The following is a 20318-nucleotide window of genomic DNA, read 5'->3' on the forward strand; positions in this document are numbered from 1 at the left end:
AAGTTTCAATTCATTAAACCTATTTTTATTTATTATATTCACTTTTGTATTTTCACTTGCAATTGATGTTATATTTGGTGAACTTCCAGGAAGGATTCATCCTGTTGTAATTATTGGATCAATAATAAATTTTTTTAAAAATATTTTTATAAAAATAAAAAACAAATTGTCAGGTCTTATGCTGCTTTTGAGCACATGTATTGTTTCAAGTGTAATATTATATTTTATTTATTTTATTAGTAAAATCAATTCAATATTATTATTTATTGTATTTTCAATACTGCTGTCCTCTTCATTTTCAATCAATATGCTTCTTCAAACAGCAATTGATGTAAAAAATGATTTAAATGAAAGCTTAGAAAAGGCAAGAGAGTCTGTATCATATCTTGTCAGCAGAAACACTGATGAACTGACAGAAGGATTCATTGTTTCAGCAACCATTGAAAGTCTGACTGAAAACATCACTGATTCATATGTTGCACCAATTTTTTACTATTTCATATTTGTATTAGTAATAATGTTCAATCCAGTACATGAGTCATTATATTGGCTTTTGTTAATACCTGTTTTATATAGAGCCTGCAACACTCTTGATGCAATGGTTGGTTATAAAACCGATGAGTTAAAAGACATTGGTTTTTTCCCCGCAAAGGTTGATGACATTCTGAATTATATTCCTTCAAGAATTGCAGGTCTGTATGTTGTTATTTCATCGTATATATTAAAATTAGATGGAAAAAACAGTTTTAAAATAATGATGAGAGATGCCAGAAATTGTCCTAGTCCTAATTCAGGTTACACTATGGCTTCAACAGCTGGAGCTTTAAACATTAAACTAGTCAAAAAGGAAACATACATCTTAGGTGATGAAAACAAAGAAATTGAAATTGATGACATTGAAAAGGCAGTAAAATTGTCTAAATTATCAATTTCATTATTTACGTTAACAGTTTTAGTATTATTAATAATATTTAAAGTGATATTATGAAAATTGCAATTATTTCAGTTTCGGATAAAGGTTATGAATTATCATCTGTCTTAAAAGATAAGTTGGATGCGGATTCCACAATAATAAAAACAGATTTATATCATAAAAATGTCAAAAATCATTTTCCAGTATTGTTTTATGAATATGATGCTATAATTGCAGTCATGGCATCAGGAATACTGATAAGATCAATTGCTCCTCTTATTGAATCAAAAATATCTGATCCTGCTGTTTTAAATATTGATGATAATGGAAACTTTGTAATTTCAACATTATCAGGACATTTGGGTGGAGCAAATGATTTGACAAAAAAAATTGCTGAATTAATAGATGCAACACCTGTAATCACAACATCAACTGATGTCAACAAAAAACTGGGCATTGATGTGATTGCACGTGATCTTTACCTGGGCATAGATGATACTAAAGAAATCCTGTTTTTCAACAAATCCATTCTGGAAGGAAAACAGATTACATTTTTATTGAATCCAAATAAAAATTTTGATTATTTATATGATTATTTGAATAAAAATCCCTTTGAAATTGATGTTTGCATTAGTCATTCTAAAAAAATCAATACAGATGAAATACATGTCTTGTTGGAAAATCATAAGTTAATTTTAAAGGAACGCAAGATTGTTATAGGATTGGGCTGTAAACGTGGAAAGTCATGTAATGACCTTTATAATGGATTAAAAAAATCTATAGATGATTTAAATATCCATATTTCAAGAATTAACTGCTTATCTTCTGCTGAAATTAAAAAAGATGAACTGGGAATGTTGAAATTATCTGAAAATTTAAATATCCCCATTAATTTTGTTGAATTGGAAAAATTGAAATTATTTGAGTCTAATGATATACAAAAATCAGAATTTGTCAGGTCAAAATTCGGAATTTATGGCGTTTGTGAACCATCAGCACTGATAACAGCAGGTTATGATTCAAAATTAGTGTATAAAAAAACATCTTATGATGGTGTTACTATATCTATTGCCATATCAAAAGTTTAATAAATAAAGAAAGGTAAATTAGATTGATTCTAATTTAGATAAAACTTCCCAAATTAAAGTTCTAGCATGAACAGGGATATTAGGATCATTACTAATTTCATCCAATTTTCCTAAAACAGTACTAATCCTTACAGATTGGTCCTGTTCTTCATCTTTTAAAAGTGTATTAGATTCACTTGCTGCCTCTCTAATGTTACGTGGCACAGTGTTATTTTCAGTGATATACTCCAAAATCTCTGATACCTCATCAATAGTTTGATTGCTCATAATTACTCCTCCAAAAATATTATTAAAAATAAGTAAAATATGTATTAAATATTATATATTTTATCATGCCTTTAAATAGTTTTTGGTAATTATTAAATATTTGATTTGATAGTAAACTTTATATTAAATTAAAATGAATTATTATACATGTCAGATATAAGCAAAACAACTATAAATCTACCCGTTGATTTAAAAAAAGAATTGAAAAAAATTGCAATTGATGAAGATACTTCATTATCCGGTTTAATCCTTAAAATGATTGAAGAAGGTATGAACAGTAGAAATAAATCAAATGCTTTTTCAGATGAAGATTAAATTTTATCTTCAACTGAATTCAATATATAAGTTACAAACTGAGTTTTAGCAGTTTCTTCAACAAAAACTGCAAGTAATTCAGCTTCTTTTAAGTTTTCACCAACGCAAATCACACCATGTTTTTTAAGGATTAAAACATCCTCATTACCAATACCTTCACTTGCATTCTTAGCTAATTCATCACTTCCCGGTTTTTCATATTCTATTTCAGCTAAAAATTGGGTCTTGATTTCTCCAAATCCTTCATATCTTTTGATTTTTTTAGATGAATGGGCAAATCCTGTGGCATATGGTGAATGGGTATGAACAATACCGTTGATGTCTGGTCTTTTTTTATATATTTCTAGGTGCATATTCACTTCAGAGGAAGGTTTGCCTTTAGTCAGCACGTTTCCATTCAAATCGACAAGGACAATGTCCTCCTCATTTAGATTTGACAATGACTTTAATGTAGGTGTGATGGCTATCATATCACCGTTTTCTCCTTTAAATCTTGCGCTTATATTTCCGGCTTTTCCTGATACTAAGCCTTTGTCATAAATCTCATTTGAAATATCAATTATTTCTCCAATATTTTTTTTCATCAAATAACCTCTTATAAAAATTTGAAATGTTTATATTTTCCCTTATGAAGTACAGGAACTTCAGCAGGGGTTGGATTAATGTTATAAATTTTCTGGAACTCAGTCTGAGTCTGAAAAGTACCTGAATTTATTAAATGTACTCCTTTATATCTTCTGTAACTGTTAATGTGAATGTGTCCTGTATGGAAAACATCAGGAACTTCATCAATAACCAAATAATCCTCAAGTTCTGAAGCAAGAGGTGTTCTTTCACCATAAATTGGTGCTAAATGTCTTTTCTGCAATAATTCTTCCATTATATTATCACTTTTTTCATATTCAAAGTCCTTGACAGCCATTACCAGGTCGTCAAAACTACGTCCGTGATAAATAAGTACATTAATTCCATCCAGGGAAACTACACCCGGATTTGAGATAAATTCAACATTGTCCAGTTCATATAATGCCTTTGCATATTCTTCAGGCACAGCAGGCTGAGGTTCAGCAACTCTTGATGCATCGTGGTTTCCAGGTGCAATGATAATTTTGATATCGCTTCTGATATTTCCTAAAAATCTTGCCGCTTCGTTATATTGTTCGGTAATATCCTTGATTGCAAGCTCTTTTTCCTGGTTTGGATATACACCAATTCCGTCTACAATATCCCCACCGATAATAAGATACTTGACATCTTCAGCAACTCTTCTTTGTTCTTCTGTACCGAAATCACAGTTTATCCAATCAATAAATCTTGAAAATGCATCTTCAAGGAAAGTAAGACTTCCAATGTGAACGTCAGACAGGAATACAATTCCAAAATCCATTTCCTTATCGGGCACTCTTAAAATTCCAGGATTGATAATTTGCTGACCAAAAGCAAAGGAATTGTCATCACTCTTATTTGCAATGACGCCTATTACTTCGTCTCTTACAAGTTTTTCAGCTTCTGCAAAGAGTTCTTCATTGTTATTTGAGAATAAAACGGAAATGTTTCCTGTGTCATCTTCAAATTCAACAATTTTATGGCCGTTTTTACTTGATCTGATTTCCTTGACCATTAAAATCATGCTCAGGCTATCCTGGGAATCGTCAATGTCGGCCACTTTAATTGGATTTCTTAGTTCAGGCCTTTTGGATAGAATGTTGTATAACTTTTCATATCTGCTTTGGAAGTATGAAATGAGGTTTTCAATTTCTCCGCTTGTGTATGATTTTTTACTTGTGTCCTGTATAATTTTAAAATCATATTCAACATTGGTCTTTTCAAGATTCCTCTTGAACTGTATTTTTTCATCCTTTACAGTTTCGGAAGCTTCTAAAATAATTTCATTCACATGCTTTTCCTTGACGTCACTGTCTTTTTTCATATTGTCTATTGAAATATTTTTTTCTTCCTGTTTTGGTTCAGGATTTGGTTTTGGTATTGTTTGTGTTTTTGGTTTTTGATTTGTTTTTTCTTTGACCGGCTGGCTTTCATGTGATGTTTCTTTAACTTCGCCAGTCAATGTTTTTTGAGTGTCATGTTCATCTATTGATTTGTTCCCTGTTATTTCATCAACTATTTCACCGCTCACTGATACTAAATCTTTGGATGTAAATTTATCGCTTTTTAATTTAACTATCAGTGAAGATGCAAAATCAGTAGGATTTTCTGCATTGATAACTTTATCATAAGCTTCAGGTGATAGGTTGATTCCTTTTTTTGCAAATTTTAATAGAATTTTATTAGTTGACATATTAATTAAAATTTTTATTTTCTATATTAATAAACTTTGAGAATTTCAGATGGAAAACTTTACATTTTTTCGTTATATTTATTATATATTAAAAATAGATTTTACATTATTATAATATACTTGTTATTCAATAAGTTTTTAATGATTGTGATAAAATGGCAAATAAGGTACTTAGAATAATTTTAATTATTGTAATATTTATCATATTCTTTGAAATTGGGCTGGTCAGTTCATATACAATCGTTACTTCTGAAGCTCCAAACGTTCAGGGACTGATAGATATGCAGATTTCAAAAATTACCGGAATTTTCAATCCGCAAAAAGTAAACGACATGTTGATTAAAGATCCGACTCCTGTTAACATTACAAATAAAAAGGATGTTGCCCTAAAAATGGAATCCCTATCGCAGGTTGATGGTGTAAACGTTGATTCTATGAATGTTTCAACCTATGATAATCCGGATAAGAATAATTTCACAGTTACTATTGAGGCATTAGGATATGCATCTCCTAACTCAACTTCCGGACAGATTGTTATCAGTAAGGTTCCGTCCTATAAGATTATAGCAAAAGGAAATGCTACATATAAGGACACAGGACTTGTAGTTAATGAAAAGTCCCTTGTTATAAATTCAGTTTTAAAACTGCATAATGTTAACACTGAAAACACTGCTTACACAAATTACAGCAGCAATAATGGAAATTTTAATACAAGTTATACAAGCTATAATTAACTGATACTATGATTAATGTAATTGGAATTGGTCAAAATAGAGATAACATGACTTTAGGAGCTATTAAAGCTATTGAAGAGTCTGATGTAATAATTGGCTATAAAAAATACATCAACCAGATTGAAGATTTGATATCCGAAAAGGAGGTTATCAAAAAAGGAATGGGTGATGAGATAGCCAGAGCTGAATTTGCCATACAAAGAAGTTTAGAGGGCCAGACAGTTTCATTGATTAGTTCCGGAGATCCTGGTGTTTTTGGAATGGCTAATGTATTGTATCAAATTGTAAGCAAATATGAAAATGTTGAAATCAAGGTTTATCCCGGCGTGTCCGCACTTAATTACGCGTCCAGTCATTTAGGTGCTCCCTTGCATGATTTTGCAGCAATCAGCTTAAGCAATATTTTAACACCCATGTCTGAAATTGAAAAGAAGTTAAGATATGCGCTTGAAGCCAATATGATAGTTGCAATATACAATCCCATAAGCAAAACACGAAAGGAACCATTTAGAAGATTTAAACAAAGTGTTTTAGATATTAAAGGAGAAGATGCTTTAGTCGGTATTGTGGACAGTACCTATGAGCCTCCAAAAGCTACAATCGTTAAAATCAAAGATTTAACTGAAGACATTGTCAATATGTCATGTACTTTAATTGTCGGAAACGATATTACTTATGAGCAGGATGGAAAGCTTATAACACCAAGAGGTTATGTTATAAGGTCTAAGATTCATCCGCTATCACAGAATCATTATGAAAAATTTATCAAAGGCGAAATCCCACACGGTCCCAATAGGGAATGTGAGTATTATCCGTGCCACTATGACGGCCAGTACTGTGATTTCTGCTACTGTCCGTTTTATCCATGTGGAGATTCCGCAACTGGTGGAGAATGGATTAAAGGTAAAGGGGTTTGGAACTGTACAAACTGCCACTGGCTCCATAAAAAGGAAGCCGTTGAATGTTTAAGAGAACCTTTAGAAAATATCATTGAAGATGTTGAAGATTTGAAATCCAAAAAGAAAACATTATTGAAACTTAGAAAGGCATGCCTATTGCATGTCAATCCAAATGACTTATGAGGTAATTTAATTGTCAATCAAAAATCTTTTAATAGAAATGAAGAATATGTCGGAACTGATGGTTGATTTGGCATATTCCGCAGTACTGTTCAACAGCAAGACAGCTGCTGAAGAAGTGCTTACATTAGAAAATGAAGTTAATGCAATGAATTATGAAATCAAAAAGGAATCATTAGTTGCAGCACGTTCATATGAGGATGCTGAGAAATTAACAGCATTGCTTGAAATTGCCGAAGCTACAGAAAGTATGGCAAACGCTGCAAAAGATTTAGCTGATTTGGTAATAACTGGTTTTAAACCTCATCCAGTATTTAAAATGGTAATGGAAGAATCAGACAAAAGTATTGTGAGAGTTACAATTGATAATTCATCAGAACTTGCTAACAATACTTTAGGAGATTTATTATTAGTTAATCGTACTGGAATGAGAGTAATTGCAATCAGAAGAGGTTCATCATGGATTTATGGACCTGATAAGCATACCATGCTTTTACCGGACGATACATTAATTTTAAAAGGAACAGATGAAGGTGCAGATTTGCTTGAAAAACTTGCAGCGGGAAGCTGTTCTTTAGATGATATTCCAGAAGAATTAGAAGACGAAGACTAGGTTGTGTGAAATATGATTAAGGGTAGTGATACATGTGAAAGACAGACAGAAGAAGATTCGCAGTTCACTATCTGCTCAGGCGTTATCTGATTTTTACGCTGAACACGACTATATCATAAAAGAAGGTTTAATAGCTCTTTTGATTTGTGCCATTGGGGATTTGGTGGCTGGTGTCATACTGGGTAAGATGACATTTTTCCTCGAAACATTTCCGGGATTACTTGTAATGATTCCCGGCGCTATTGGAATGAGGGGAAATATTTTCGGATCATTTGCATCCAGACTGTCTACCAACCTGCACATTGGTATAATATCTCCCAAATTTGAAATGTCAGAGCAATTAAATCATAATATATTTGCCTCATTTGTTTTGACATTGGTTTTATCTATATTTTTAGGCATTGTAGCTAATCTGATGTGTTTGCTACTGCATTATCCTGCAATGTCACTGATAGATTTCATTTTAATTTCCGTAATTGCAGGCATCATTTCAAATATCATAATGCTTCCGATAACCATGTTCATATCATTCAAAAGCTTTGAGCATGGTTGGGATCCGGACAATATCACAAGTCCGATTATTGCAGCTTTCGGTGATTTGTTTACTTTGCCGGCAATTATTTTATCCTTATTTATATTGCAGTTTTTAGGCATTAGCTGGATTTTGAAAGATGCCGTTCTTGCAGTTATTTTCATAGTTGTTGCAGTATCATTCGTTTACTGTTACAGACTGTCTGATGAAACCAAAACAATATTATCACAGTCCTCTCCGGTACTGCTTTTATGCTCATTTTTGGGATGTTCAGCCGGAGGAATATTGAATGGTGCTGTTGAAACATTGCTTACAAATCCAAGTCTGCTCACATTAATACCGCTATTTTCAGGTGAATGTGGTAGTTTAATTAGTATTTTAGGAGCAAGACTCTCATCCGGTCTTCACTCAGGTCTTGTAGAACCCTTGTCCAGACCGGAAGGAGAAGCTCTGCACAATTTCGGAATCTGCTTTATTTTAGCTATTGTAATATTCCCTTTTATCGCAATACTTGCTGAGACATCATCCATAATATTTGGCGTTGCAGGTGTCGGATTCGATAAGATAATTCCAATTTCCACATTATCAGGCCTTATTTTGGTTACAATAATGGTATTTTTAGTTTATTACATCTCAACTATTTCCTATAATCATAATCTGGATCCGGATAATATTGTAATTCCGATTTCAACCAGTGTTACAGATTCAATTTCAAGTCTGATTCTGATTTCTGTATCCTTGCTTTTATTGGGGATTTTAATTTAGGTGATAATGGCTTTATTTTAATTTAGATATCGACTGATTTTACATTTTTTTTATTTATCATTTCTTTTAAGTTAATAATTATTTATTTTTTATCAATTTAATTTAAAATTTATATATATTTTAACTATAATATATATCAGTTAAAATGGTGGAGGATCATGTTTGAAAAAGTTAATGATATTTTTTATTATTTTATCATTATTTTTAACAGTTAATGTGGCTTTTGCTGATAATGAAACTGTTATTTTAAATGAAAATGATGTTTATGTAAGTGTTGATGGTAGCGATAGCGTTGGTGATGGATCTGTTGACAATCCCTATCAAACACTTAACTATTCAATTGAAAAAGCTCCAACTAATTCAAACATTTACCTGAAAAGCGGTACTTATAACTCCACAGGTTATGAAATTGTCAATAAGGCTATTTCTATTACTGGTATTGGTGATGTTACAATTGATGGACTTAATGGTAAAATTTCACAAGGATTTTTTAAAATTAGCCCAAATGCATCTTTATTTTTAAATAATATTAAATTTATTAATGGATATTGTGATTTAAATGGTGAAACTCCTTCTTCTATTATAAATCAAGGACAATTGTATATTTCTAATTCTACTTTTGATAATTTTAAAACAAGTATTGGGATAATTGAAAATGAAAGTTATACTTTTATAGATAATGTTAAAACCTCAAGATTATCTAATTCCGAATTATTTTCAGCTCCATTTAAATTTGATATACCTATACAATTTATTTATAATATTGGATGCTGTGATATCTACAATTCTTATGTTGGTCATCATACAACAATAAGAATATGACTCTAACAAATACTTATATTGAAAGATTTGTATCAAATAAAGATTATTCAAATCAAACTTCTTATGCATATTTCAACAATTCTAAAATTGACATGTTGACTTTAAATGATTGTGAGATGTTAATTTTTAATAATTCTTATATTGATTGTTATTTTGAAAACAAACAAAAACCAGTATATGAAAAAGTCTTTAGTTACCTTAAAAGTGAACGGTAAACTCTACAAAGCATATACCAATGCTAAAGGTAAAGCTATATTTAAAATAACCAACTTGAATAAGGTTGGAAGGTTTAATGCTTTAGTTAAATTTGCAGGTAATAAAAACTTCAGGTTATTAGGTAAATTTGTAAGAATAAATGTTGTAAGATAGAGATTTTTAAAATCTCTATTCTATTTTTTTTAATCTAATACCACGCCCTTAAAATAAATTCGCAATCGTTTGTTCGGAAATAGTCGTATTCCAGCTTGTTTTTGTCAAAGGTCTTTGGAACACTTACAAGCAGCGCCTTGGCTTTTTGATGGTTGAAATGAATAAACACAACAGCATTTTTGTCGTCATAGAAGTTGATTTCATCGTTTAGATAGATTTCATCACTGACTACGTTTTCCCAGGATTTGTCCTTGGCGAGTCTTGTTGTGCCGATATAGTATTTCAAATCGTATTTTTCCTTATCGTCTATTAGCAGATAGTAATCAGAAGCTCGCAGGTTTCCTTTAAAGACCTTAAAATAGTTGCAGCTATGGGATGTCTGGTCGTGATTGTGGTTGCATTTTCCCTCATTTTGAAAATCTTTGATGACATATTTCTTGTAAAAGTCGCATTTCACAAGTCTGTTGACGGAATGTATGACATTCGATTTTTCACTGTTTCCTATTTTTACACTTGAAACACTACTCTCATGTGGTATCAGTTCCATGGATGTTTTGATTTTTGAATCAAACAGAGTTCTTGTTACCAGTTTTTTGTAGTTGCCTTTAAGGGCTAAAAATTTCGTATAGGATATACTGTTTGGAATAACTTTCCCCTCTTCATTAACGATTGCAAGACCGGGGGTTCCTTTTTTCTTGACTTCCCAGTTTTCAGGGGTTCCGGGATTGTTTATCAGATTGACGACAGCTTCTTCAATAAAAGTCTGTATATGTTCGTTTTCAGTTTGCCTGACAATTTTTTGAGTGCTTATTTCACTTAATGAAAGTACAGTTCCAGCTATCAGCACTATAATGATTAGAATTATTCCAATTTCTATGGAGATGTTTCCCTTACTGTCCATCTTCACCCACCAGTCCGTATTTTTTTCTGTGAGAGCTGTCTAGAATCAGGCTGTCCCAATCGGTCGGATCAATCTTTTCTCCGTTATAATGGTCTGAAAACACTACATGGTCACTGCAGGACAATGATTCGTTATTGAGTGGAGTATGTGTCTGAATAAATACTTCAAATCCGTAGTGTGGACATTTGCCCTTTCCTTCAAGTCTGCAGAGATAACAGCTTCCGTCAGCGCTTTCATGGAAATATCCCTTATCAAGACAGTCCTTAAGCACTCCCGGATCGCCATGATGGGTGTAAGGATCATAGGGACATTTCTTGATGTATAATGGCGCTGTGGCTTCAATGTATGACTGGGGTGATTTGAGATTGTGCAAGATCATATATCCGGCTATCGCATTTTTATAATGGATTTTTTCGTCATAGGTCAAAATTCCTGAAGCTATTGTTAGCTTGGCCAGGGGCAGCGGGTCTCTTAAACCTTCAACCGATGCATTCCTTTCGATGATATCGGAGTATTTTATATTGTCCTTTTCAATGTTCAATTTCACTTTCAACAGTATTTTCCATGGGCTTGCTGTGTTTTCCACAGATATTGCCTCTGATGAAATCTTTACTCCGTATCTCTTTTCAAAATCTTTGTTCGATGTTTTCAAATGTTTGTTCAGATTCTTTTTAATTTGATTTTCACTGTTTAAAACAGGCAATCCGTTATATACCTTCTGAGTTGCATCGTTGATTGATTCACGGCCGATGTTTTCCAGGCTGCCTGAGTAGTCATCAACAATATACCTGAAATTATTATTTGATTTCAGCTCGATATTTTCGCTTTCAATGTAGTTTATACTTGTAATTATAAAAATGGCTATCAGTAACAATGATACTATTAGAACGGCCACGCTGCCTACTATTATATTTCCTTTGGAGTCGATTTTCATAATATTGAAATTTAGCATAAAAATTTAAATTTATTTTGCAAGTGTGATTTTATGATTTTGCATAATTATGTATTACTTTCTTAACAAATAGGCGAAAATAGTAATAAAAAAAATAGTTATTTATATTATTGAATAGATACTATACTTATTAGAAAATATATGGAGGATTTACATGTCAGATACTGTAAGAACATGGCGTCATATACAACAAAGATACAATCTTATAGGTTCTAAATGTACCACATGTGGAGAATTATTCTTCCCATCTCGTGTAGTTTGTCCTAATTGTAGAAGAAAAGGAAATCTTGAACCTTTCCAATTTTCAGGAAAAGGTAAAATATACACCTATTCAGTTATCAGATCTGCACCGGATAACTTTAAAAAATCAGCTCCTTATGCTGTAGCTGTAATTGAACTTGAAGAAGGTGCTAAATTAACTTCACAACTTGTAGACTGTGATGTTGATGATATTGAAATCGGTGACGATGTAGAAATGGTATTTAGAAAAATTAGAGAAGATGGAGAGGATGGAGTAATCTCCTATGGATATAAATTCAAAGTTATCAAATAATACGGCTATTATTTTAGTCAGTCATGGAAGTACCCTGCCATATGGTGAGGAAACTTTCACACAAATTAAAGAAAAATTCATTAAAAAAACAAATCTGGCAACAGAAATCGGATACATGAAGGTATCAGAGCCTACCATTGCAGGCGCAGTTGAAATATTAAAAGGTCAAGTCGATGATTTGAACAGGATAATTGCGCTTCCTGTATTCCTGGCTCCGGGCATTCACACCAACATTGACATTCCACAACTTTTGGGATTAAAGGCTTTGGAAGTTGATCCAAGATGTCCAGACGGAAATTATCCTGCTGAACATTACCTTTCAATCGCTGATGATGTTGATTTCGACGGCGAAATTCAGCTGTTGGGTCCGATTGGTCCAAGAGATGAACTCTTAGATATTATTGACAAAAGAATAAATGAAGCTTTAGCGGAATCCAAACTTGATGACAGTGCAAAAACAGGAATTTTACTTGTAACTCACGGGTCCAGACTCAATTACAACAAGGAATTCGCAACTGCATTGTATAATAAATTTGAAAAAAGATGCGATTTGCCTTCAAGTTTTGGATTTATGGAATTGTGCGGTCCAAGCATTCCGGAATCTATTAACAAACTTGTTGAGGAAAATGATTTGGAAAGGATTGTTGTTGTACCGGTCTTTATTGCTCCGGGAATGCACACAACCCATGACATTCCGCATATTTTAGGATTTTTAGAAGAGCATGAACACCCCCATTCTCATTCTCATGGGCATGACCACAGTCATGATTTGACTCCTGTTGAGTTTGACGGGGAAATATTGTATCCGGAACCTATTAAGGCGGATGACATTTTAATAGATATTCTAATTGCCATGATTAACGAAGCTTGCTAGTTTCGTTATATTTTTTTGATAAATTTTTCAATCAAGATAACTTAACTGAATTTAACTTTAATCTTAATTATAACTTAATTAACGGATGATAAAATATGTCTGATAAAAAAACAGGAATTTTGCTTTTAAGCCACGGTTCCAGATTGGACGACGGTGAAGAAGTAATTAAAGCTTATAAAGAAATGTATGCTGAAGAATTTCCAGACATGCCTGTTGAATATGGATTTATGGAAATCAGAAAACCAGGCATTCCTGAAACTATAAATAAATTAACCAGTGAAAACGATTTGGATAAAATCGTTGTAGTGCCTGTGTTTGTAGCTCATGGATTGCACACTAAAAGGGATATACCTGAATTGTTAGGTATTGAAAGCGATTTTGATGAAGAAGCGGTATCCGATCATCATCACCACCATCATGACCACGGTCACGACCATGGTCACGGTCACGGACATCATCATCACCACCATCATGACCATGATGATGAAACATTCGAATTTGATGGTGAAATCGTATTGACAGATCCGTTAGGCATTGATACACGCCTATACGAAATTATAAAAGACAGAGTTTCAGACAGTTTATAAATTCTGAAACACTTTTTAACTTTTTTTCTTAAAATTTATTTATTTTGAAATTTATACTAATATTCATGACCCTTAAAGTCTCTGATATTGGTGAAAAGGAATTGGTAAGATACATTATTTCTCATTCTAGTGATATTACTCCGGATGACACGGCCATTACATCTTTTAAAGACACTAATCTTATTTCCACCTGTGACATGCTGATTCAATCAAGGCATTTTCCGGAAAACATGACGTATTTTGACATGGGTTTTAAGGCTGTTACTGTCAATGTAAGTGACCTTGCCGCAATGGGGGCTCAACCTCTGGGATTCTTACTGTCAATTGCAATTCCGAAGGATTTTAATCTGGATTCATTTAAAGAGATAATCGACGGCGTTTTAAAGGCATGCGAATATTATTCAATTCCATTGATAGGCGGTGATACCAATGAAGCGTCTGAAATCATAATGTCTGGCACTGCTTTGGGATTTTGCGACAAGCCAATAAGAAAGGACACCTACAATATGGGAGACTTGATAGCCGTTACGGGCGATATAGGATTGGCAGCTTTAGGCTTTGAATTGAAATCTTTTGACAATGTCTATGTTAAAAGTGCCTTAAAGCCAAAGGCAAGAATTGAAGAAGGTTTGATTTTAAGGGATTTTGCAACATCAGCCACGGATATTACCGATGGACTTGCAAGCGAGTTATACGAGATTAAAAAGGATAATTTCGGTTTCATGATTTATGAAGAGATGCTAAATATTTCCGAAGAGTATAAGGCACTGGCTGAAAAACAGAATTTGGATTATCTGGACTTGATTTTACATGTCGGAGAAGATTTTGAGCTGTTGTTCACTATTTCTAAAGACAACATTGAGAAATTGCCTATTGACTTTAAAGTAATTGGTGAGGTAACGGATTCTGATGTTGTAGAGCTAACTTTGGAAAATGGATTTGTTGAAAGGGTAAAGAATAAAGGTTATGAACACTATGTTAGTGAGTAATGAGTTATACAAAAAAAGTTCCAAGACACAGAAAATCCGTTGTGAGATTTGTGCCAACTACTGTAAAATAGCTGATGGTAATGTCGGACTATGCAGACAGCATAAAAACGTTAATGGAGAGCTTTTTGACGAGTCATATGGTATCGTATCATCACTTTCACCTGATCCTATTGAAAAAAAGCCTTTAAATCATTTTTTACCCGGCACATTGACATACTCAATAGGAGGTTTTGGGTGCAACATGACATGTTTGCATTGCCAGAACTATATGATATCACAGGAATATGATAAAAATTCACAAGGAGTTAAAATAACGCCAGAAGCAATTGTGGAAAATGCAATTAATTATAATTGTGCATCAATCGCTTGGACCTATAATGAACCTACGATACACTTACCATTCTCCAAGAAAACTTCACTGCTTGCCCGCCAAAAAAACCTGAAGGTAATCTATGTAAGCAACGGATATTATTCGGGAAAATCACTTGAAGAGGTTTTGACATTTGTCGATGCATTCAACATAGACTTGAAAAGCATGTCTCAGGATTTTTATAGGAAAGTCTGCGGTGCGGATTTGGACATTGTTTTGGATAATATTCAAAGGATATATCAGGAGGGCAAACACTTGGAAATCACTAACCTGATTATAAATGATTATAACGATTCAACTGATGAGATTTCAGAATTGTGTGACTTTGTAGCAGATAAACTGGGTCCGGAAGTTCCTTTGCATTTCTCAAGGGCCTTTCCATACTATAAAATGAACGATATTTCACCGACAAATCCTGAAATTCTATTTAAAGCGAGGGATATTGCTGCTGAAAAAGGAATTGAAAATGTGTATTTGGGAAATATTTAAATGGTGAATCCACACAGTATCAAATCAATTTCACTTCGCTTTCTTGTTTTTGAAAACTCAGCTGTTACCAGCGATTTTATAAAAAAAGAAGTTTTAAGTTAGTTTTTATTCTCCAAAACTAACTCTTTCGAATTTTTCAAGTGCTTTAAGGGATTTGGTTGCATCCACACCAATTTTAGTGGTTGTACCATCACTTTCAGCTACAGGATCCAATGATGAACCGCGCACATTAGGAACAATCATTATGTCTCTGTCACCTTTTACACGTGTAGCTATTGCATATTCGACGTCCTCTGCGTCAAATACGTTAACATCAGTATCTACAACAGTACAATGTTTAAGTGAAGGGTGTGCAGATAATGCGGCCATGATGGCGTTTTTTCCGTCTCCTTCAGTTTGCTTATTGATGGAAATTACAGCATGCAGCCAGCAACATCCTCCTTCAGTCAAGACAACATTTTCCACAGTAGGAACTGCATTTTTAACAGCCTTGTATATTCTTGGCTCTTGAGGAAGACCCTGCAGTAACTTATGTTCAAATCCGGCAGGAACGATTGCATGATAGCAAGGATTATCTTTTTTGATGTGCATTTTTTCCAGATTAATTATTGGCTGGTCACGAATAATGTCGTAAGTGTCGGTTAAATCTACAAATGGACCTTCTGCAACAGTTTCAGTTACGGATATTTTACCTTCTAAAATAATGTCCGCCTGAGGTACTTCCAAATCACCGCATTTAATCAATTCCAACTCTCCGTTTTTGAATGCATTGGCAACTTCCATTTCATTGTAGTCAATAGGTATTGAAGTAGTGCTTGCAAGCAAAATTGCAGGATCCATTCCTATTGCTATTGCAATGTCCAGGTCTTTACCTGCCTTTTGAGCATTCTGGAAGTAAGTGTAAAGGTTTCTTGGAACAATTCTAATTACTAACCTTTTACTGTCCAATACCATCATCCTGTGGATTGATGCATTTTGAATTCCGGTAACCGGGTCACGTGCAAAAACAACGCCAGCGGTAATGTATGCACCACCGTCACGTTTATAATGAGTTAAAATAGGAATTTTATCCAAATCAACTTCCAGATTATCGTATTCGGAGAAGTCTGTAAAATTTTCCACTTTAATTGGTTTTTCCATAGCTTCAATAATCTTTTCGGTAATTTCAGATACTTCACAATTGATTGATTTAGCTATTTTCTCACGTGTATTGCAGATTCCAGTAATGACTGGCATATCATATCCTTTAACGTTTTTAACAATCACTGTATCTTTAGGATATTCTCTCAAAACCTTTGAAATTTCAAATTCGCATGAAAGTTCATCTGCAATTTCAATAATGTTGTTATCTTCAAGTTTCATATTATCACTATAAGTTAATTTTTTTGTCTTTTAATTTGTCTAGAAGCTGAACGATTTCCGGATTATCGATAGAAAGGATTTCACCTGCGAGAACTGCAGCATTTTTACCGTTGTTTATCCCAACGGTTGCAACAGGCACTCCTGGTGGCATGCTAACAGTTGTGAGCATATAATCGTCACCGTTTTCATTGGTACATGGAACACCGATAACAGGTCTTGCGGTAAGTCCTACGATTCCTCCGGTCACCTGTGATGTGTTGGAGCTGACTCCTATGAAAATTTTTGCATTCTTCATGCATTTGATGTAGCTTGTGAATTTTTTTGTGGATCTGATTGGACAGACAACTTTGAGGTCGTGTGAAATCTTGAGCCTGTCAAGGATGGCAGTTATTTTTTTAGCTGTTGCCATGTCAGTTTGCCTTCCAACAATTATGGCAACTTCAGCATCACTATTTTTACAGTTGATATCCTCTTCGCCAACATCATATTTATTTATTTCGAGATTTTTAATTCTTAAATAATCGTTTTGAATGAATGGTCTGTCAATTTTTTGGACAATTTCCTCATTACTTGAATAAACCTTTTGAGCATACTCTTTTCTTAAAGCAACGACTTTTTTATGTACTTTTTCATCATGAAGTCCTATAAACTGTGCAGCTAATATTGCAGCATTGTCTCCTCTGTCAATTCCAACGGTTGCAATAGGAGATGGATAAGGCATTTGAACAATAGATTCAAGCGCATCGATACCTCCAGTTTTAACTTCTACCGGAACTCCAATGACAGGTCTTGGAGTATATGCGGCTATTGAACCTGGAAGGTGCGCTGCCAAACCGGCAATTCCTATAAATACTTCAATTCCAGCATCAGTACCTTGCTGAACAATTTCACGAACTAAATTTGGTGTTCTGTGTGCTGATGCGATTTTTAAACTGTATGGTATTTCCAGTTTGTCTAAAATGTCCATACTTTTTTCCGCAATAGCAATATCAGAACCACTTCCAAGAATAATCATTATTTTTGGTGTCATTCAAAAATCCCTTCTAAAATAAATTTATATCATTTATATAATATTGACTTTTAAATATTTAAATTATCATAGATAAATTAATTCTTTTTCTTTTGGTGTCTACATCTAAAACCTTAACGTCAACAATATCTCCGACACTGACGATGTCTAAAGGGTGCTTAACATATCTGTCCGCAACTAACTGGGATATATGAACTAATCCGTCCTGATGAACTCCAATATCAACAAAAGCACCAAAATCAACTATATTTCTAACTGTTCCCTGCATTATCATTCCAATTTCTAAATCTTCCAATGTCAGCACGTTTTTTCTTAAAATTGGTTTGGGCATATCTTCACGGGGGTCACGGCCGGGCTTTTTTAGTTCCTTAATAATGTCTTTCAATGTTTCGACACCGATGTCAAGCTCCTGTGAAATCTCTTCCAGATTGACATTATCCAGTTTCAATGACTTTGAACCGATATCTTCAGCAGAATAGTTTAATTTTTTTAGTAATTTGAAAGTAGCATCGTATGACTCCGGATGAATTGTGGTATTGTCAAGAGGATATTGAGGATTGTCAATTTTTACAAATCCTGCACATTGCTCAAAGGTTTTTTTACCTAATTTTTTGACTTTCAACAGTTCTTTTCTGTTTTCAAAGCTTCCATTTTCTTCCCTGTAGCTTATGATATTTTTCGCAGTTGCATTTCCAATCCCTGATACATAATTAAGCAGACTTACCGAAGCGGTGTTCAGGTCAACTCCAACTTCATTCACCACTTTTTCAACAACACCGGTCAATGACTCTGATAACTGCTTTTGGTTCATGTCATGCTGGTATTGTCCCACGCCAATTGATTTCGGGTCTATTTTTACAAGTTCCGCCAAAGGATCCTGAAGTCTTCTTGCAATAGAAACGGCACTTCTTTCTCCTTCTGAAAAATCAGGAAATTCCTCATCCGCCAATTTTGAAGCGGAATAAACAGACGCTCCAGCCTCATTTACAATAATGTATTCAACGTCGGTTCCTTTAATAATTTCTGCAACAATCTGTTCGGATTCTCTTGAAGCTGTACCATTTCCTATGGCTATTACATTGATGTTGTATTTTTTAATTAGTTCACGAACAGTTCTGATGGATTCAGTTACTTGGTTTTGCGGTTCTGTAGGATAGATTAATGCGGTGTCCAGAACCTTTCCTGTTTCATCAATGATTGCAAGTTTGCAACCAGTTCTAAAAGCAGGGTCCCAGCCAAGAATGGTTTTTCCCACAAGGGGGCTTTCCATCAGCAGCTGATTAAGATTTTTTGCAAACACTTCAATTGACTTTTTCTCTGCCTTTTCAGTTAAAAAGTTTCTAATTTCCCGCTCAATTGCAGGAGATATCAATCGTTTATATGAGTCTTCAACGGATTTTTTTATTATTGGAGTGGTGTACTGGTTGTATTCTATCTTTTCCGGAATTTCAGACATGTTTTTTAGTATATGTCGGTTTAGATACTTGATGATTTCATCCGTTTCACAGACTATCTTTCCTTTAATGATTCCTTCATTTTCAGCCCTATTTATTGCCAAAATCCTGTGAGGAGGGATTTTTCTTAAATCTTCGCTGTAATTGTAGTAAATTTCATATTCGGAACTTGAATCTTTATCTTTAGCTTTTGTTTCAATCTGCCCTGTATAAAATGTGTTCTGTCTGATTTTCTTTCTAAATTCGGAGTTATCAGATATTATTTCTGCAATAATGTCTTGAGCTCCATTTATTGCATCTTCTTCTGTGTTAATCTCTTTTTTGGGGTCAATATATTTTTTTGCAATTTTTTTAATGCTTTCTTTTGCTTCCTGGGCTAAAATTATTTGGGCCAATGGTTCCAGACCTTTTTCTCGTGCTATTGTTGCTCTTGTTCTTTTTTTGCTTTTATATGGTCTGTATAAATCTTCAAGTTCAACTAATGTTGTGGCATTTAGGATTTTATTATTTAGATTATCTGTGAGTTTTCCCAGTTCTGAAATTCTTTTAACAATTTTTTCTTTTTTGTCTTCAAGGTTTCTGAGGTATTTTAGTCTTTCATCAAATTTTCTTAAAGTTTCGTCATTGAGTGAACCGGTAACATCTTTTCTGTATCTTGCAATGAACGGTATGGTATTGCCGTCATCAATTAATTTTATTACTTTTTCAACTTGCCAGTTGTCTAAATTCAATTCCTTTTGAAGTGTCTGAGTTATCATCAAATTACTACCTTTAAACTAAATATAATTAAAAGTTAATTATTAAAATCATATTTAAAGATTTTTAAATGCTTTAATTTATTAACAAATAATTTTATAGATTAATTTTTATTTTTGTATTATTTTAACTTATTGTTTTATTTGCATGTATTTTAAGTAATATTTATAGTACTTAAAAACATATTTATAAATAATTAAATTTT

22 protein-coding genes are annotated in these 20318 nt (G+C 33.4%); 14 read left to right on the forward strand and 8 right to left on the reverse strand.

Features of this window, described 5'->3' with window-relative positions:
- Nucleotides 1-34: 34 nt before the first annotated feature.
- Both Q0P94_RS03300 and Q0P94_RS03305 read left to right on the forward strand, forming a co-directional pair.
- On the forward strand, nt 35-988 hold the full coding sequence (locus Q0P94_RS03300) for a cobalamin biosynthesis protein (protein ID WP_295113864.1): 954 nt from the start codon (nt 35-37) through the stop codon (nt 986-988).
- Complete coding sequence (locus Q0P94_RS03305) at nt 985-2001, forward strand: cobalt-precorrin 5A hydrolase (protein ID WP_295113778.1); 1017 nt, start codon at nt 985-987, stop codon at nt 1999-2001. The genes Q0P94_RS03300 and Q0P94_RS03305 overlap by 4 nt, the downstream gene beginning before the upstream one ends.
- Before the next feature lie 18 nt (nt 2002-2019).
- On the opposite strand, the gene Q0P94_RS03310 is transcribed toward Q0P94_RS03305, so the two are convergent.
- A complete protein-coding gene (locus Q0P94_RS03310; protein ID WP_295113780.1) occupies nt 2020-2268 on the reverse strand; it encodes a UPF0147 family protein in 249 nt (82 codons plus the stop codon).
- A 147-nt stretch (nt 2269-2415) separates the two neighbouring features.
- Between Q0P94_RS03310 and Q0P94_RS03315 the strand changes: the two genes are divergently transcribed.
- Nucleotides 2416-2583 (forward strand): Met repressor, encoded by a 168-nt coding sequence (locus tag Q0P94_RS03315; RefSeq protein WP_295113782.1) that lies wholly within the window; start codon nt 2416-2418, stop codon nt 2581-2583.
- Here the strand turns inward: Q0P94_RS03315 and Q0P94_RS03320 are convergent.
- Complete coding sequence (locus Q0P94_RS03320; RefSeq protein WP_295113784.1) at nt 2580-3167, reverse strand: class II aldolase/adducin family protein; 588 nt, start codon at nt 3165-3167, stop codon at nt 2580-2582. The genes Q0P94_RS03315 and Q0P94_RS03320 overlap by 4 nt on opposite strands.
- Before the next feature lie 11 nt (nt 3168-3178).
- Nucleotides 3179-4882: a DNA-directed DNA polymerase II small subunit gene (locus tag Q0P94_RS03325; RefSeq protein ID WP_295113786.1), complete on the reverse strand. Its 1704-nt coding sequence runs from the start codon at nt 4880-4882 to the stop codon at nt 3179-3181.
- Between the two features lie 155 nt (nt 4883-5037).
- Here Q0P94_RS03325 and Q0P94_RS03330 point away from each other — a divergent pair, with 155 nt between their 5' ends.
- The 6 genes from Q0P94_RS03330 to Q0P94_RS03355 all read left to right on the forward strand — a co-directional run bounded on the left by Q0P94_RS03330 (nt 5038) and on the right by Q0P94_RS03355 (nt 9796).
- The gene (locus Q0P94_RS03330) at nt 5038-5616 is read left to right on the forward strand and encodes a hypothetical protein (protein WP_295113788.1); all 579 of its coding nucleotides are present in this window, start codon (nt 5038-5040) and stop codon (nt 5614-5616) included.
- 8 nt (nt 5617-5624) lie between these two features.
- A complete protein-coding gene (cobJ, locus tag Q0P94_RS03335; RefSeq protein WP_295113790.1) occupies nt 5625-6698 on the forward strand; it encodes a precorrin-3B C(17)-methyltransferase in 1074 nt (357 codons plus the stop codon).
- A 10-nt stretch (nt 6699-6708) separates the two neighbouring features.
- Nucleotides 6709-7308, forward strand: coding sequence for a potassium channel family protein (locus Q0P94_RS03340; protein ID WP_295113791.1), 600 nt, complete (start codon nt 6709-6711; stop codon nt 7306-7308).
- Nucleotides 7309-7363: 55 nt separating this feature from the next.
- Nucleotides 7364-8605, forward strand: a complete 1242-nt coding sequence (locus tag Q0P94_RS03345) for a magnesium transporter (protein WP_367270197.1) — start codon at nt 7364-7366, stop codon at nt 8603-8605.
- Between the two features lie 162 nt (nt 8606-8767).
- The gene (locus Q0P94_RS03350) at nt 8768-9427 is read left to right on the forward strand and encodes a hypothetical protein (protein ID WP_295113795.1); all 660 of its coding nucleotides are present in this window, start codon (nt 8768-8770) and stop codon (nt 9425-9427) included.
- 177 nt (nt 9428-9604) lie between these two features.
- A complete protein-coding gene (locus Q0P94_RS03355; protein ID WP_295113796.1) occupies nt 9605-9796 on the forward strand; it encodes a hypothetical protein in 192 nt (63 codons plus the stop codon).
- Between the two features lie 34 nt (nt 9797-9830).
- Here the strand turns inward: Q0P94_RS03355 and Q0P94_RS03360 are convergent, their stop codons facing one another.
- A complete protein-coding gene (locus Q0P94_RS03360; protein WP_295113798.1) occupies nt 9831-10697 on the reverse strand; it encodes a hypothetical protein in 867 nt (288 codons plus the stop codon).
- Entirely contained in the window at nt 10687-11631 is a 945-nt protein-coding gene (locus Q0P94_RS03365; RefSeq protein WP_295113800.1) for a hypothetical protein, read from the reverse strand. The genes Q0P94_RS03360 and Q0P94_RS03365 overlap by 11 nt, the downstream gene beginning before the upstream one ends.
- Nucleotides 11632-11803: 172 nt before the next feature.
- Here Q0P94_RS03365 and Q0P94_RS03370 point away from each other — a divergent pair, with 172 nt between their 5' ends.
- The 5 genes from Q0P94_RS03370 to amrS all read left to right on the forward strand — a co-directional run bounded on the left by Q0P94_RS03370 (nt 11804) and on the right by amrS (nt 15511).
- Complete coding sequence (locus Q0P94_RS03370) at nt 11804-12202, forward strand: Zn-ribbon domain-containing OB-fold protein (RefSeq protein WP_295113802.1); 399 nt, start codon at nt 11804-11806, stop codon at nt 12200-12202.
- Nucleotides 12174-13076: a sirohydrochlorin nickelochelatase gene (cfbA, locus tag Q0P94_RS03375; RefSeq protein WP_295113804.1), complete on the forward strand. Its 903-nt coding sequence runs from the start codon at nt 12174-12176 to the stop codon at nt 13074-13076. The genes Q0P94_RS03370 and cfbA (Q0P94_RS03375) overlap by 29 nt, the downstream gene beginning before the upstream one ends.
- A 95-nt stretch (nt 13077-13171) precedes the next feature.
- Nucleotides 13172-13663, forward strand: a complete 492-nt coding sequence (gene cfbA / locus Q0P94_RS03380) for a sirohydrochlorin nickelochelatase (protein WP_295113805.1) — start codon at nt 13172-13174, stop codon at nt 13661-13663.
- 65 nt (nt 13664-13728) lie between these two features.
- Nucleotides 13729-14652, forward strand: coding sequence for a thiamine-phosphate kinase (gene thiL / locus Q0P94_RS03385; protein ID WP_295113807.1), 924 nt, complete (start codon nt 13729-13731; stop codon nt 14650-14652).
- Nucleotides 14639-15511 (forward strand): AmmeMemoRadiSam system radical SAM enzyme, encoded by an 873-nt coding sequence (amrS, locus tag Q0P94_RS03390; protein WP_295113809.1) that lies wholly within the window; start codon nt 14639-14641, stop codon nt 15509-15511. Before thiL ends, amrS begins: the two co-directional genes overlap by 14 nt.
- A 105-nt stretch (nt 15512-15616) precedes the next feature.
- Here amrS and Q0P94_RS03395 read toward each other — a convergent pair whose 3' ends face one another.
- From Q0P94_RS03395 to Q0P94_RS03405, 3 genes are read right to left on the reverse strand one after another with little or no spacing between them, the layout of a single operon-like run.
- Entirely contained in the window at nt 15617-16873 is a 1257-nt protein-coding gene (locus Q0P94_RS03395; RefSeq protein WP_295113811.1) for a UbiD family decarboxylase, read from the reverse strand.
- A 7-nt stretch (nt 16874-16880) separates the two neighbouring features.
- A complete protein-coding gene (purE, locus tag Q0P94_RS03400; RefSeq protein ID WP_295113813.1) occupies nt 16881-17903 on the reverse strand; it encodes a 5-(carboxyamino)imidazole ribonucleotide mutase in 1023 nt (340 codons plus the stop codon).
- Nucleotides 17904-17961: 58 nt separating this feature from the next.
- Nucleotides 17962-20115: a Tex family protein gene (locus Q0P94_RS03405; RefSeq protein WP_295113815.1), complete on the reverse strand. Its 2154-nt coding sequence runs from the start codon at nt 20113-20115 to the stop codon at nt 17962-17964.
- Between the last annotated feature and the right edge of the window lie 203 nt (nt 20116-20318).

The organism is uncultured Methanobrevibacter sp., assembly GCF_946184425.1.
GTDB lineage: Archaea > Methanobacteriota > Methanobacteria > Methanobacteriales > Methanobacteriaceae > Methanocatella.

Bases quoted from the DNA above. Each gene is read 5' to 3' on its own strand.
- Q0P94_RS03305 (WP_295113778.1), top strand. From the start codon at position 985: ATGAAAATTGCAATTATTTCAGTTTCGGATAAAGGTTATGAATTATCA.
- Q0P94_RS03310 (WP_295113780.1), bottom strand. From the start codon at position 2,268: ATGAGCAATCAAACTATTGATGAGGTATCAGAGATTTTGGAGTATATC.
- Q0P94_RS03315 (WP_295113782.1), top strand. From the start codon at position 2,416: ATGTCAGATATAAGCAAAACAACTATAAATCTACCCGTTGATTTAAAA.
- Q0P94_RS03320 (WP_295113784.1), bottom strand. From the start codon at position 3,167: ATGAAAAAAAATATTGGAGAAATAATTGATATTTCAAATGAGATTTAT.
- Q0P94_RS03325 (WP_295113786.1), bottom strand. From the start codon at position 4,882: ATGTCAACTAATAAAATTCTATTAAAATTTGCAAAAAAAGGAATCAAC.
- Q0P94_RS03330 (WP_295113788.1), top strand. From the start codon at position 5,038: ATGGCAAATAAGGTACTTAGAATAATTTTAATTATTGTAATATTTATC.
- cobJ (WP_295113790.1), top strand. From the start codon at position 5,625: ATGATTAATGTAATTGGAATTGGTCAAAATAGAGATAACATGACTTTA.
- Q0P94_RS03355 (WP_295113796.1), top strand. From the start codon at position 9,605: ATGAAAAAGTCTTTAGTTACCTTAAAAGTGAACGGTAAACTCTACAAA.
- Q0P94_RS03360 (WP_295113798.1), bottom strand. From the start codon at position 10,697: ATGGACAGTAAGGGAAACATCTCCATAGAAATTGGAATAATTCTAATC.
- Q0P94_RS03365 (WP_295113800.1), bottom strand. From the start codon at position 11,631: ATGAAAATCGACTCCAAAGGAAATATAATAGTAGGCAGCGTGGCCGTT.
- Q0P94_RS03370 (WP_295113802.1), top strand. From the start codon at position 11,804: ATGTCAGATACTGTAAGAACATGGCGTCATATACAACAAAGATACAAT.
- cfbA (WP_295113804.1), top strand. From the start codon at position 12,174: ATGGATATAAATTCAAAGTTATCAAATAATACGGCTATTATTTTAGTC.
- cfbA (WP_295113805.1), top strand. From the start codon at position 13,172: ATGTCTGATAAAAAAACAGGAATTTTGCTTTTAAGCCACGGTTCCAGA.
- thiL (WP_295113807.1), top strand. From the start codon at position 13,729: ATGACCCTTAAAGTCTCTGATATTGGTGAAAAGGAATTGGTAAGATAC.
- amrS (WP_295113809.1), top strand. From the start codon at position 14,639: ATGTTAGTGAGTAATGAGTTATACAAAAAAAGTTCCAAGACACAGAAA.
- Q0P94_RS03395 (WP_295113811.1), bottom strand. From the start codon at position 16,873: ATGAAACTTGAAGATAACAACATTATTGAAATTGCAGATGAACTTTCA.
- purE (WP_295113813.1), bottom strand. From the start codon at position 17,903: ATGACACCAAAAATAATGATTATTCTTGGAAGTGGTTCTGATATTGCT.
- Q0P94_RS03405 (WP_295113815.1), bottom strand. From the start codon at position 20,115: ATGATAACTCAGACACTTCAAAAGGAATTGAATTTAGACAACTGGCAA.